Origin of the sequence: Jatrophihabitans cynanchi, assembly GCF_027247405.1 — a bacterium.
Lineage (GTDB): Bacteria > Actinomycetota > Actinomycetes > Mycobacteriales > Jatrophihabitantaceae > Jatrophihabitans_B > Jatrophihabitans_B cynanchi.
In genome coordinates, this window is sequence record NZ_CP097463.1 from 1,037,559 (window position 1) to 1,050,187 (window position 12,629).

Here is a 12,629-nt window from a genome sequence, read left to right on the forward strand (position 1 = left end):
GCGTCAGCGCAGGACGGTGAGCCCGCCGCGTTCCTCGGCGTAGACCGAGCCGTACCTGCCCGAGACGCGGGTCCACCGGCCGGCGCGGTCGACGTTCGCGTGCGAGCCGCGCCCCAGGAAGCCCATCCGGGTGAGCGCGCCGAGCGTGCGCAGGGTGATCGCGGCCCGCTCGGGCGCGCCGTCCGCGGTGACGGTGAGGACGACCGCGTCGAGCAGCGCGTCAGCGAGCGCGGCACGAGGCAGCCGTCCCCGCGCAGCCGGCACGCCCTCGCGCTCGGCCGCCTCCCGCAACGCGAGCGCGCCGCTGCGCACCAGGTCGCGCACGACGTGATCCGGCACCCCGTCGACCCGGCGCCAGCCGGCCCGCGGTGGCAGGCCCGCCCGCCACTCGGCGTCGCGCGGCGCCGGTGGGGTGCTCGCCTGCTCGGCCCAGCGCAGCAGTTCGGCGGCGTGGACGGTCAGGTCGAGCGCCTCGGCGGGTGCGGTGCGCAACGTCCGGGACACCAGCACGTCGAACGGGAGCCGGACGTACAGCGTGGTGGTCGCATCGCCGTGACGCAGTCTGGCCAGGCAGGCGGGGTCCAGGTCGGCGGCGCGGCGCAGCAGGGGGACCAGTTCGGCCAGCGCGTCGCGCAGCCCGGGGCTGGTGTCGATCACCCGGCGGTGTCGGCGAAGCCGGCCAGCAGGTCGCGTTCCTCGGCGGTGAGCCGGCGCGGACGGTCGATCCCGAAGTCGAAGGTGACGCAGCTGGTGGCGGCGCGAGCGGCGAGCCGTCCGGTGTCGAACACCTCGTAGTGCACCGTGAACGAGGCGCCGCGCACGGTGTCGATCCACAGCTCGAGCTGCAGCGGGTCGGGGTGGTAGACGACCGGGCGCAGGTAGTCGATCTCGTGCCGGGCGATCACGGTGCCGCTGTTGAAGCCCTCGTTCCGGTCGAAGAACATCGCGACGCGGGCCTGCTCGAGGTAGGCGAGGTACGCCGAGTTGTTGATGTGCCGGTACGCGTCCATGTCCGACCAGCGCATGTGCACCGCGTGCTTGAACCTCGCCACGGCACACATCGTGTCACGACCGCCGCGACGATTCGCGGCGCGTGGGACCGGCTGCCGCTCAGTCGCGGGTGAGCTTGCGGTGCGTGACCGCGTGCGGGCGCGCAGCGTCGGCACCGAGCCGCTCGATCTTGTTCTTCTCGTAGGAGTCGAAGTTGCCCTCGAACCAGAACCACTTGGCCGGATTCTGCTCGTCCCCCTCCCAGGCCAGGATGTGGGTGGCGGTGCGGTCGAGGAACCAGCGGTCGTGGCTCGTGATCACGGCGCAGCCGGGGAAGTTCAGCAGCGCGTTCTCCAGCGAGCCGAGCGTCTCCACGTCCAGGTCGTTGGTCGGTTCGTCGAGCAGCAGCACGTTGCCGCCCTCTTTGAGGGTGAGTGCAAGGTTCAGTCGGTTGCGCTCGCCGCCGGAGAGGACCCCGGCCGGCTTCTGCTGGTCCGGGCCCTTGAAGCCGAAGGCCGACACATAGGCGCGGGAGGGCATCTCGACCTGGCCGACGTTGATGTGGTCCAGTCCGTCGGACACGACCTGCCACACGTTCTTGTTCGGGTCGATGCCGCCACGGCTCTGGTCGACGTAGCTGAGCTTGACCGTCTCGCCGATCCGAAGCTCCCCGGCGTCCGGCTTCTCCTGGCCGACGATCATCTTGAACAGCGTGGTCTTGCCGACACCGTTCGGCCCGATGACCCCGACGATGCCGCCACGCGGCAGCGAGAAGGACAGGTTCTCGATCAGCGTCTCGCCGTCGAAGCCCTTCGTCAGGTCCTTGGCCTGGACCACCACGTTGCCCAGCCGCGGACCCGGCGGAATCTGGATCTCCTCGAAGTCCAGCTTGCGGGTCTTCTCGGCCTCGGCCGCCATCTCTTCATATCGCTGCAGGCGGGCCTTGCTCTTGGCCTGCCTGCCCTTGGCGTTCTGCCGGACCCAGTCGAGTTCCTCGCGCAGCCGCTTCTCCAGCTTCTGATCCTTCTTGCCCTGGACGGTCAGCCGCTCGGCCTTCTTCTCCAGGTAGGTCGAGTAGTTGCCCTCGTACGGATAGGCGCGGCCGCGGTCCAGTTCGAGGATCCACTCGGCCACGTTGTCCAGGAAGTACCGGTCGTGGGTGACGGCCAGGATCGTTCCGGGGTACTTGGCCAGGTGCTGCTCGAGCCACTGCACACTCTCGGCGTCCAGGTGGTTGGTCGGCTCGTCGAGCAGCAGCAGGTCGGGCTGTTCGAGCAGCAGCTTGCACAGCGCCACGCGCCGCCGCTCGCCACCGGACAGGTGGGTGACCGGTTCGTCGCCGGGTGGGCAGCGCAGCGCATCCATCGCCTGCTCGATGCGGCTGTCCAGTTCCCAGCCCTCGGCGTGCTCGATCTTCTCCATCAGGTCGCCCTGCTCGGTCAGCAGCGCGTCGAAGTCGGCGTCCGGCTCACCCATCGCGGCCGAGACCTCCTCGAACCGGGCCAGCCAGCCGCGCAGCTCGGCGACCGCCAGCTCGACGTTCTCCCGCACCGTCTTGGTCTCGTCCAGCGGCGGCTCCTGCTGCAGCAGTCCGACCGTGGCACCGGGCGCCAGGGTCGCGTCGCCGTTGGAGGCCTGATCCAGTCCGGCCATGATCTTCAGCACGCTCGACTTGCCGGCGCCGTTCGGACCCACCACGCCGATCTTCGCGCCGGGCAGGAACGACAGCGTGACGTCGTCGAGGATCACCTTGTCGCCGTGCGACTTGCGCACCTTGTACATGGTGTAGATGAACTGGGCCACGTTCCGTCCTTGCTTCGTCAGTGCGGGAGGGGTGTGCCGCCGCGCGTGCGGCACACCGTCCAGTGTCCCAGCCCTGTCGAACGCCGGCGGCCACCGCCCCCGGCCGTGCCGTCGGACCGCTCGCCCCGATCAGCCGACCGAGGCAAGGCCGGAGGCGTGCGCGGCGGCCGCCTCGTCCGGGACGGCGGTGCCGTCACCCGGGCGGTCCGCGTCGTTCGGCACCGCGCCGTCGTCCAGGTCGAGCCAGTGCCGGCTGTCGTCGACCGGCAGGCCGCTCTCGTCCGCCGCCACGTCCAGGAAGCCCCCGGGCCGGCCGCGCTTGACGAACTCGGACTTGCCGCGACTCAGGTCGTGGCCGACCGCCGTCGCCTCGAGCTCGTAGCCGATCCGCTTGGACTCGTTCACCTCATACGGCCGGCAGTAGTACCGCCCGCTGACCACCACGGGCTGCCCGCGATGGATCGAGTCCTTGACGTTCTCGGCCAGCGCGCGCCAGCAGGTGACGTTGACGAACAGCGTCGGGCTGTCCACCCACTCGGCCTTCTCGCGGTCGAACCGGCGCGGCGTGGACGCCACCCGGAAGTTCGTGACCGCGTGACCGGACTTCGTCAGCCGCATCGTCGGGTCGTCGCACACGTTGCCGATCACGGTCATCTGCGTGTCGTTCATTCGTCCGCTCCTCACTCGCGTTCCAGCGCCCCCGCTGGGCACGAGACCACTGAAGCGGACCCGGCAGACGGCACGAGCCGGAATCGGGCCTGCTGTGGAAAACCGCGCCGATGTGGACGACCGACTGCCGGTGTCGGAGGTTGGCGGTACCGGCGCCAAGCCAACGACACGCGCACGGCGCCAGGACCGCTACGCCGCGTTGTAACCGTCGCGCGCGCAGTCCCACAGCATGTCGAAGATGACCTCGTCGCCCGGTAGCTTCCGCTCGAACCCGGGGCCGCTGGACGCCCGGACGCCTGGACGCCTGGACGAGCGGACGAGCGCTTCCGCAATGTTGACGTTGTGCACTATCGCGGCTGCGCATTCCTTCAACTCCGTGCGGGCGTCCGACCTCCGGGACAGGCTCACCTTCAGCCCGGCGGCGGTCGTTGCCAGTAGCTTGCCGATCGACGAATAGGACTTCGTAGTCCCGACGAGCGACTTGTACGCCTGAAGTAAGCCTCGAGTCGCTCGTTGACAACGCCGTTGGCGGGGGCAGTCGTACCGCGATGCGCGGCCACGGTCGCGGTCGCGCGGACGGCGCGTGCGAGTTTCTGGAACAATTTCGCCCTATCCCGCCCCCGTAGCTCAGCGGATAGAGCAGTCGCCTTCTAAGCGATTGGTCGCAGGTTCGATCCCTGCCGGGGGCACAACTTCCTCGATCGCCTCGACGGCTCCGCGCAGCGAGACCAGCCTGGCCGCGTAGGCCTCACTCGCGGTCGGGTCCCGCCAACCGGCGTCGGCGTCGTCCAGCGGCTCCTCGGGCCGGCTGGACACGGCGAGCGTCAGCTCCTGCGTGATCTGTAGCTCGAGCTCTCGCATGACGTGCTCCTCGGGCATCTGACCCACCTTCGTCTCGTCGGGTCGGTCGCGGCGACGTGCCGCACCGGTTCGGTACTGTCAGCACCACGCTGCCCCGTCAGGCCGCGTTTCTCATCCGGGCAACTCCCGCGTTGGTTCCCTGGTCACGACGCCCCTGGCGGACAGGGCCGTACGCGGTGGCGCGGAGGTGGACGATGAGCAGTGAGTCGTTCCCGGTCCTGCGCGCGGCCCCGGCCCGCTCGCGCTGGAGCCCGTTGCTGCGCGGTCGCCGCGGCGAATGCGAAGCACTGGACGCCCAGTTGCAGCACATCCGTGCGGGGCAGAGTTCGGTGCAGGTGCTTCGTGGCGAGGCCGGAGTGGGCAAGAGCGCCCTGCTCGACTATGTCGCGGAGCGGGCGGCCGGATGCCGCGTCGTGCGGGTGGCCGGCGTGCAGTCCGAGATGGAGCTCGCCTACGCCGGCCTGCATCAACTGTGCGCGGCGATGATCGACCGGGTCACCGAGTTGCCGCGGCCACAGCGCGCGGTGCTGCGGACCGCCTTCGGGTACGAGCAGGACACCACGCCGGAACCCTTCGCGGTCGCGGTCGCCTCGTTGAGCCTGCTGTCCGACGCGGCCGAGACGCAGCCGCTCGTGTGCCTGATCGACGACGCGCAATGGCTCGACCGATCCTCGGCACAGGCCCTGGCATTCGTGGCGCGGCGCGTCTATGCGGAGCCGATCGCGATGGTGTTCGCGGTCCGGGAGCCGGCCGACGTGAAGGAGCTGGCCGGGCTGCCCGAGCTGATCGTCGAGGGGCTGCCGGACGCCGAGGCCCGGCTGCTGCTGGCGTCCGGGATCCCCGGCCGACTGGACGAGCAGGTCAGGGACCGGATCGTGGCAGAGACCCGTGGCAACCCGCTGGCGCTGCTCGAACTGCCCAGGGGAATGACGCCGGCGGACCTTGCCGGCGGGTTCGGGCTGCCCGGCGCGGGTTCGCTGGCCGGGCGCATCGAGCAGGCATTCGCAGCCCGCGTCGAATCGCTGCCGCCGGACTCGCGGCAACTCATCCTGTTGGCTGCAGCCGAACCGCTCGGCGATGTCACGCTGCTGTGGCGCGCGGCCGAGCGACTCGGCATCGGACCGGGCGCAGCCACGCGGGCGGAGGAGGACGGGCTGGTCGAGTTCGGTGTCCGCGTGCGGTTCCGCCATCCGCTGGTGCGCTCAGCCGCCTACCGCGCCGCCACCCCGCTCCATCGCCGCCAGGTGCACCAGGCCCTCGCCGAGGCCACCGACGCGGACGCCGATCCCGATCGGCGTGCCTGGCACCGGGCGCACGCGAGCCTGGGGCTCGAGGAGACGGTGGCCGCCGAGTTGGAGAGGTCGGCGGAGCGGGCGAAACGCCGCGGCGGCGCCGCCGCGGCCGCAGCGTTCCTGCAGCGCGCGGCCGAGTTGACCCCGGATCCGGCACGCAGGGGCGAGCGCGCGCTCGCGGGCGCCCAGGCCAAGCTCGAGACGGCCGCCCCCGAGGCGGCATCCGTCCTGCTCGCGATGGCCGAACTGTGCCCGCTCGATGACTACCAGCGTGCGCGGTCGCGATGGCTTCGCGCGCAGATCGCCTTCTCACTGAGCCGCGGAAGCGACGCACTGCCGTTGCTGCTCGACGCCGCCAAGGGTCTGGCCGGATTCAGCACCGAACTGGCCCGCGAGACCCGTCTCGAAGCGTTCGCAGCGGCGATCTACGCGGGCAACCCCGGCGACGACAACGAGGTGCAAGACGTGGCCGCGGCAGCTCTGGCCACGCCGGCGCCCCCGCGGCGGGACGACCCGATCGATGACCTGGTGCGCGGTCTGGCCACCGCATTCATCGACGGGTTCCGCGCGGCCACGCCGGCGTTGCGGATCGCGCTGGAGAGCTTTCGCCGGGCCGACGAGAACGCGGCCGAGGTCAACCGTTGGTTGTGGCTGGCGTGCCGGATCGCCTTCGACCTCTGGGACGACCGGCTGTCCGGCGAACTCGCCGCCCGCGGGCTTCGGCTGGCGCGCGAGAGCGGTGCGCTCGGCATCTTGCCGATCGCGGCGAACTTCCGCGCGGGCCTGCACTTGCACGCCGGGGAGTTCGCCGACGCGTCGGCGTTGATGGAGGAAGCCGCTGCCATCAGCGCGATGACCGGGACGGCCCCGCTCGTCTACACGACGCCGATGCTCGCCGCCTACCGGGGCCAGGAGGCAACCGCGCTTGCCGGACTCGACGCGGCCGACCAGCACGCGCTCGCCCGGGGGCAGCGACTGGCGTTGAGCATGACCGGTTGTGCCCGCGCGGTGCTGTTCAACGGCCAGGCCCGGTACGACGAGGCACTCACCGCGGCCACCCGCGCCTGCGCCCATGAGGGTCTCGGCCTGTACGGCCTGGCACTGGTCGAACACATCGAGGCTGCGGCGCGCTGCGGACAGCCGCACCTGGCGCGTGAGAGCCTGGCCCGGCTGGCCGAACGTACCCGGGCCAGCAACACCGACTGGGCCCTCGGGCTGGAGGCCCGGTCGCGCGCGTTGCTGGCCGGCGGCCCGGAGGCGGAGGAGTACTACGAGCAGGCCGTGACGCGGCTGGCTCGCGGCAACGTCGCGCTGCATCTGGCGCGGGCCAGGCTCGTGTACGGCGAGTGGCTGCGCCGCGAGAACCGCCGTGTCGACGCCCGCAAACAGTTGGGCAGCGCGCACGAGTTGTTCGAGAGCTTCGGCGCCGACGCGTTCGCCGAGCGTGCCCGCCGCGAACTGCTCGCCACCGGAGAGACCGCCCGCAGGCGCAGCGCGGACGCCTTCGGCCTGCTCACGCCGCAGGAGGCCCAGATCGCCCGGTTGGCGGCCGAGGGGCTGACCAACCCGGAGATCGGGGCGCAGCTGTTCATCAGCCCGCGCACCGTCGAATATCACCTGCGCAAGGTCTTTCCCAAGCTCGACGTGGCCTCGCGCAAGGAGCTGCGCCACCTGGTGACGGCATCCCCTGGGACGGCTCGTCAGCGCTCCTCGGGCCTCTAACTGGTCTGTCCCTATTCGGCCGCTGGCGCTGAGCCTGCCGAACCGCGCGAACAAGTAGCCGATGGTCGGATGGCCCGTGAAAGGCGCTATTCGATGGTGATTACTGTGCCTGGCGATCTCGCCGGAGTCCTGGAAGGTGCCGTCGCGTCCTGGTATCGCGGGCGCAAGAGCGCGCGCATCCCGTATCCAGTCCATGTGTGGCTGACGATTGTGGGCCTGGGCACGCGCAAGCTGCACACTTCGGGTGACGGGGCGCTCGCCATCCTCGATGAACCCATCTAGGAGTCCTATGACATGGAGACGGGAACGATCGAAGTCGAGCCGGTACACCGGCGGCCCTTGCCGCAGAGGTTCGTCAATCCATCGTGGCGACGACCCCGCTTTGGCAGGAGCCGCTCGGCGAAATGGTCGGCTTCATCCTATCCGCGCACAACTCGACCCGCCGATGGGTCGGCAACTGCGCCCGTTCGACCGTATGCGCCGCCACCGCCGCGACGCGGAGTACCCGCCGTCGGATGCTCCCGAGCTCACGGCCGAGGACGCCGAGGACGACATCCCAAGGGTGAAGGACATCGTGGGCATCGCCGAGAATGTTCTCGACCGGATGTCGCCGTTCTGACCGACGAGCGTCATCGTTCGTCAGCAGGGCCGACGGAGCAGGGATCGGCATGGCTTTGCGCCCATCCATCTCACCTTGCTGCCGAAATCAAATGCCCTGTCGGCGCGCAAGCGTCCGACCATGCCGCTGTCGGCGCGCCAGCGTCCGACATGCCGCGTTCCGAGCGCGCCGCGAAGGGGTCGCGACCCGCTACGCGGCTCGACGCGCCGTGACCAGCCGCGCCCGGTTCTGGCTCAGGTGCCGCAGGGTCGTGGCGATGCAGGCGACCTGGAGCCAACCGGTCGCTGAGGCCGTCGTGTTCTCGAAGGACTACGCGAGCCTGCGGCTGCGGCCAAGCCGGCCGTGAGCCAACTCCACGCCACCGCTCCAGCAACGCCCACTGCTCATCGGTCAGGTCATTCGGATACGCCATGCCGCTCACCGTGACGACAAGCGGCGCAGCGGCAATAGGGACACACCCAGTAGGTCTCCGGGTCTCTGACCAGGGCACCCGACCAGGGCAACCGACGGAGCCGAATCCCGCCGCATCGAGCCACAGTGAAGGGACGCCGACGCAAGCGGTGCGCCCGGCGGCTCCGACTCGAAAGGCGGCAGACATGCAGATCGTGGTCATCGGCGGTACCGGGCTGATCGGCAGCAAGGTCGTGCAGAACCTGACGGCACGCGGCCACCAGGCGGTGGCGGCTTCACCCAACACCGGGGTCAACACGATCACCGGCGAGGGCCTGGACGAGGTACTTTCCGGCGCGCAGGTGGTGGTCGACCTGGCCAACTCGCCCTCGTTCGAGGACGCCGCGGTGCTCGAGTTCTTCCAGACGTCCGGACGCAACCTGCTCAAGGCCGAGGTGAACGCCGGAGTGGGGCACCACGTCGCGCTCACGATCGTGGGTGCCGATCGCGTGCCGGACAGCGGCTACATGCGGGCGAAGGTCGCTCAGGAGCAGGTGATCGAATCGGCCGGCCAGCCGTACACGATCGTCCGCTCGACGCAGTTCTTCGAGTTCATGCGCGCCATCGCCGACTCGGCCACCGACGGCGACACCGTGCGCGTTCCCGCCGCGAACCTGCAGCCGATCGCCGCAGTCGACGTAGCTGCCGCGGTCACCGAGGTCGCGGTGTCCGACCCGGTCAACGGCATCATCGAGATCGCAGGACCGGAACCCATCGCCTTCGCCGACCTGATGCGCGGCGTGCTGAGTGCCGACAACGACCCCCGGACGGTTGTGAGCGACCCGCACGCCCGCTACTTCGGCACCGAACTCGACGACTCGTCGATCACGCCCGGGCCGGGCGCGCACCTGGGCGCGATCAGCTTTGCCGACTGGCTAGCCGCCAACCCGGCGTAGCGACGCGGAGGCAGCAAGCTCATGCCGACCACGCGGCTGGAAGCGTTCAGCGACGGCGTCCTGGCCATCGTCATCACGATCATGGTGCTCGAACTCAGGGTGCCCACCGGTGACGATCTGGCCGCGCTGCGGCACAGCACCGGCAGCGGCCTGCTGACCTACCTGATCAGCTTCGTCTTCATCGGGATCTACTGGAACAACCATCACCACATGTTCCAGGTGACCGAGCAGGTCACCGGCGCGACCCTATGGGCGAACCTGCACCTGCTGTTCTGGTTGTCGCTGCTGCCGTTCACGACCGCGTGGGTGGACACGACGGGATTCGCGAGGACGCCGGTGACGAGCTACGGGGTGAACCTGCTGGCCGCCGGGCTGGCCTACGTGGTGCTGCAGCGGGTGATCATCCGGTTCCAGGGTCCGGATTCGGCGCTGCGGCGGGCGGTCGGGCGGGACACCAAGGCCAAGGCGTCGCTTCTGCTCTACGTGCTGGGCATCGGCGTGTGCGGCGTGCTCGGCCACGTCGCGGCGCCCGGCGCGATCGTCGTGGCGATGATCTGCTTCGTCACGGCTCCGCTGCTGTGGCTGGTTCCCGATCGGCGCATCACGCGCGTCGTCGCCGAACGGCCGGCGGGCGGCTGACCCAGGTTGGCCCGCCGGCCCGGCCGAGCAACTGCACCTCGGACAACGCCAGCGCCGAACGCGGCACATCAGCGCACCCGCAGCCGCGCGGCCACGGCGAGCACGTTCGCGTCCGGGACCGGATCCTCGTCGAGCGACCACACCGCCGAGAGCACCGCCTGCACGAAGCCCCACGCACGAATCCGCTCCTGTTCGATCCCGCTGGCCCTCGCCAGGTGCGCACAACGGCCTTGCGCCAGGTCAGCCGCGTCCGGACCCAGTGACAGCGGGTTGTACAGCAGCGTCGCGAGTTCGTACGCCGGATCGCCGACCAGGCCGTGCGGGTCGATCGCCAGCCAGCCGCGGTCGCGATCCCAGAGGACGTTCTCGTGGTGCAGGTCAGCGTGCAGCAGCACGTCGGCGGGCGCGGTGCGCAGCAGGTCCACCGCGGTCCGTTCGGCCGCGGCCACCATCCCCGCGGGCAGCACGTCGTGGCCGCGGACCTGACGGTAGGTGCTCAGTTCGCCGACGCGATCGGCGAGCGCGGGCAGCGCGTCGGCGGGGTCGGCCGGCCGCCGGATCGCAGCGGCGACCGCGGCCAGCACCTCGCAGGCCCGCTCGTCCTGTTCGGGCACCAGCGCCGCCAGCGAACTGCCGGGCTCGATCCGTTCGAGCAGCAGGGCGCCCTCGCCGGGCGCGCAATCCAGAAGGCGAACCGCACCCCGGCCGCCGACGCGGGTCAACCAGCGCGCTTCGACCACCGGTTCGCGGGCACCGGGCGGGGCGAGCTTGAGCACGCACGGCGTGCCGTCGGCACGATCGACGGCGGCCACCCAGTGATAGCTGTGCGGATACGGCCGCGGCGGCCCGAGCGCCCAGTGTCGCCGCCACCGATCCACGATGCCCGCCAGTTCGTCCAGCCAGGTGCGGGCACCCGGCCCGTGCACGGCGAGCACGCGCGCGCGAAACGCCGCGTCGCCAGCCGGATCGCACGGGCTTGCGGCGCGGCTGTTGGACGGCACGCCCGATCCTCACACACCGGGCACCGTCCTCGAGGTGCTTACGATGCAGCGGTGCGCGCAGTTCTGTTCGAGCGGTTCGGTGAACTGCCGCAGGTACACGAGGTTCCCGATCCCGTCTGCCCGCCCGACGGCGCCGTCGTCCGGGTCGCCGCAACCGGCCTGTGCAGGAGCGACTGGCATGCCTGGACGGGGCACGATCCGGACGTCGTCCTGCCGCACGTCCCGGGGCACGAGTTCGCCGGCGAGATCATCGAGGTCGGCGCGGAGGTAAGGAGCCGGCACATCGGCGAGCGCGTCACCGCGCCGTTCGTGTGTGCCTGCGGCAACTGCGCCAGCTGCCGGCGAGGGCAGCACCAGGTCTGCGATCACCAGCAGCAGCCGGGCTTCACCCACTGGGGCTCGTTCGCCGAGTACGTCGTGATCGATGTCGCCGATGTCAACGCGGTACCGCTTCCGGACGGGCTCGGTCTCGACGTCGCAGCCAGTCTTGGTTGCCGGTTCGCGACCGCCTATCGAGCCGTCGTCGCACGCGGACGGGTGCGATCCGGCGACTGGTTCGCTGTGCACGGCTGCGGCGGGCTCGGCCTGTCCGCGGTGATGATCGCGATCGCGGGCGGCGCGCGCGTGGTGGCGATCGATCCCGCGCCGGCGGCGCGCGAGCGGGCCACCGCCTTGGGCGCCGCGGCGGTGCTCGACCCGGGTTCGCTCGACGTCCCGGCCGCCGTCCGCGAGATCACCGGCGGCGGCGCTGCCGTCTCGCTCGACGCGATCGGCGGCGTCGGCTCGCTGGTCAACTCGATCGGCTCCCTGCGCACGGGCGGCCGGCACGTCCAGGCCGGGTTGATGGGCGCCGCCACCGACGTGCCCGCGGACGTCATCGCGCTCACGGTGGCGCGCGAACTGGAACTACTGGGCAGTCACGGGATGGCCGCGCACGACTACCCGGCCATGCTCGCGCGGATCGAATCCGGCGAACTCGAGCCCGGTCGGCTGATCCGGCGCCGCATCGGACTCACCGACGCGGCCGCCGAACTCGCAGCACTGGGCACTGCCGAGGTCGACGGCATCACCCTGATCGAACCCTGACGCGAGCCGACCGGAACCGTCATGCGATTGCGGGGTCCTGACCCCTCGATCGCATGCCGGCGTGCCGGATGCCGAAGCCGCGGACACGGAACTGACCGGGCCGCAGCATTCGCGTCCGGGCAGAATCGGGTGCATGGCCGGCGAGCGCGATCGCGATGCCGCCGGCCGGGCCCGGAGCGCGCGACCGCGTGACGGGCTCGGCCGGCCACTCGCGCGCGGTGCGCGCGGAGTCGAGCGCCAGCCCGAGGGCGTCGTTCGTACGCCGCAACAGACCTTGCGCGAGGCGCAACGGCTGTTCGACGAGCAGCACCCCTTCCACGCGCACGAGGTCCTCGAGGACGCGTGGAAGGCGGCTCCCGCGGCGGAGCGAGACCTGTGGCGCGGGCTGGCTCAGCTCGCGGTCGGGCTGACGCACGTTGCGCGCGGTAACCCGGCCGGCGCGACCGCGCTGCTGCGGCGCGGTGCGGCGAACCTCGAGCCCTACCGCGACGGCGCGCCATACGGCATCGACGTCCCGGGCCTGCTGCTCTGGGCCGGCGGCGACGGGCTGCCGGCCGGGCCGCCCCGCCTCACCCGATGAATCCCGCATCCACCACGGGCC

Annotated in this window: 12 protein-coding genes and 1 tRNA gene; 8 read left to right on the forward strand and 5 right to left on the reverse strand. The window is 71.0% G+C overall.

The annotated features are described in order from the left end of the window. Nucleotides 1–3: 3 nt before the first annotated feature. The 4 genes from M6B22_RS05080 to ssb form a co-directional block, all read right to left on the reverse strand. Complete coding sequence (locus M6B22_RS05080) at nucleotides 4–657, reverse strand: hypothetical protein (protein WP_269444696.1); 654 nt, start codon at nucleotides 655–657, stop codon at nucleotides 4–6. Further along, complete coding sequence (locus M6B22_RS05085; protein ID WP_269444697.1) at nucleotides 654–1,052, reverse strand: acyl-CoA thioesterase; 399 nt, start codon at nucleotides 1,050–1,052, stop codon at nucleotides 654–656. The genes M6B22_RS05080 and M6B22_RS05085 overlap by 4 nt, the downstream gene beginning before the upstream one ends. 58 nt (nucleotides 1,053–1,110) lie before the next feature. Then, nucleotides 1,111–2,793 (reverse strand): energy-dependent translational throttle protein EttA, encoded by a 1,683-nt coding sequence (ettA, locus tag M6B22_RS05090; protein ID WP_269444698.1) that lies wholly within the window; start codon nucleotides 2,791–2,793, stop codon nucleotides 1,111–1,113. A 129-nt stretch (nucleotides 2,794–2,922) separates the two neighbouring features. Continuing rightward, nucleotides 2,923–3,462, reverse strand: a complete 540-nt coding sequence (gene ssb, locus M6B22_RS05095) for a single-stranded DNA-binding protein (RefSeq protein ID WP_269444699.1) — start codon at nucleotides 3,460–3,462, stop codon at nucleotides 2,923–2,925. A 616-nt stretch (nucleotides 3,463–4,078) separates the two neighbouring features. Here ssb and M6B22_RS05100 point away from each other — a divergent pair. The 6 genes from M6B22_RS05100 to M6B22_RS05125 all read left to right on the forward strand — a co-directional run bounded on the left by M6B22_RS05100 (nucleotide 4,079) and on the right by M6B22_RS05125 (nucleotide 9,941). Beyond that, nucleotides 4,079–4,151, forward strand: a tRNA-Arg gene (locus M6B22_RS05100). Nucleotides 4,152–4,517: 366 nt separating this feature from the next. Next, nucleotides 4,518–7,337, forward strand: a complete 2,820-nt coding sequence (locus M6B22_RS05105; protein WP_269444700.1) for a helix-turn-helix transcriptional regulator — start codon at nucleotides 4,518–4,520, stop codon at nucleotides 7,335–7,337. A gap of 93 nt (nucleotides 7,338–7,430) precedes the next feature. Next, the gene (locus M6B22_RS05110) at nucleotides 7,431–7,619 is read left to right on the forward strand and encodes a hypothetical protein (RefSeq protein ID WP_269444701.1); all 189 of its coding nucleotides are present in this window, start codon (nucleotides 7,431–7,433) and stop codon (nucleotides 7,617–7,619) included. A 163-nt stretch (nucleotides 7,620–7,782) separates the two neighbouring features. Further along, nucleotides 7,783–7,956, forward strand: a complete 174-nt coding sequence (locus M6B22_RS05115; RefSeq protein WP_269444702.1) for a hypothetical protein — start codon at nucleotides 7,783–7,785, stop codon at nucleotides 7,954–7,956. A 596-nt stretch (nucleotides 7,957–8,552) separates the two neighbouring features. Continuing rightward, entirely contained in the window at nucleotides 8,553–9,302 is a 750-nt protein-coding gene (locus tag M6B22_RS05120) for an SDR family oxidoreductase (protein WP_269444703.1), read from the forward strand. 21 nt (nucleotides 9,303–9,323) lie between these two features. Continuing rightward, a complete protein-coding gene (locus M6B22_RS05125; protein WP_269444704.1) occupies nucleotides 9,324–9,941 on the forward strand; it encodes a TMEM175 family protein in 618 nt (205 codons plus the stop codon). 68 nt (nucleotides 9,942–10,009) lie between these two features. On the opposite strand, the gene M6B22_RS05130 is transcribed toward M6B22_RS05125, so the two are convergent. Then, a complete protein-coding gene (locus tag M6B22_RS05130; RefSeq protein ID WP_269444705.1) occupies nucleotides 10,010–10,942 on the reverse strand; it encodes an aminoglycoside phosphotransferase family protein in 933 nt (310 codons plus the stop codon). A gap of 51 nt (nucleotides 10,943–10,993) precedes the next feature. Here M6B22_RS05130 and M6B22_RS05135 point away from each other — a divergent pair, with 51 nt between their 5' ends. Both M6B22_RS05135 and M6B22_RS05140 read left to right on the forward strand, forming a co-directional pair. Beyond that, on the forward strand, nucleotides 10,994–12,028 hold the full coding sequence (locus tag M6B22_RS05135; protein WP_269444706.1) for a zinc-dependent alcohol dehydrogenase family protein: 1,035 nt from the start codon (nucleotides 10,994–10,996) through the stop codon (nucleotides 12,026–12,028). A 133-nt stretch (nucleotides 12,029–12,161) separates the two neighbouring features. Next, on the forward strand, nucleotides 12,162–12,608 hold the full coding sequence (locus M6B22_RS05140) for a DUF309 domain-containing protein (protein WP_269444707.1): 447 nt from the start codon (nucleotides 12,162–12,164) through the stop codon (nucleotides 12,606–12,608). Nucleotides 12,609–12,629: the final 21 nt, after the last annotated feature.

What these genes read in the sequence shown, in the direction of transcription:
- M6B22_RS05120 (WP_269444703.1), top strand. Translation starts at nt 8,553, where the DNA reads ATGCAGATCGTGGTCATCGGCGGTACCGGGCTGATCGGCAGCAAGGTC.
- M6B22_RS05115 (WP_269444702.1), top strand. Translation starts at nt 7,783, where the DNA reads ATGGGTCGGCAACTGCGCCCGTTCGACCGTATGCGCCGCCACCGCCGC.
- M6B22_RS05105 (WP_269444700.1), top strand. Translation starts at nt 4,518, where the DNA reads ATGAGCAGTGAGTCGTTCCCGGTCCTGCGCGCGGCCCCGGCCCGCTCG.
- ssb (WP_269444699.1), bottom strand. Translation starts at nt 3,462, where the DNA reads ATGAACGACACGCAGATGACCGTGATCGGCAACGTGTGCGACGACCCG.
- M6B22_RS05125 (WP_269444704.1), top strand. Translation starts at nt 9,324, where the DNA reads ATGCCGACCACGCGGCTGGAAGCGTTCAGCGACGGCGTCCTGGCCATC.
- M6B22_RS05140 (WP_269444707.1), top strand. Translation starts at nt 12,162, where the DNA reads ATGGCCGGCGAGCGCGATCGCGATGCCGCCGGCCGGGCCCGGAGCGCG.
- M6B22_RS05110 (WP_269444701.1), top strand. Translation starts at nt 7,431, where the DNA reads ATGGTGATTACTGTGCCTGGCGATCTCGCCGGAGTCCTGGAAGGTGCC.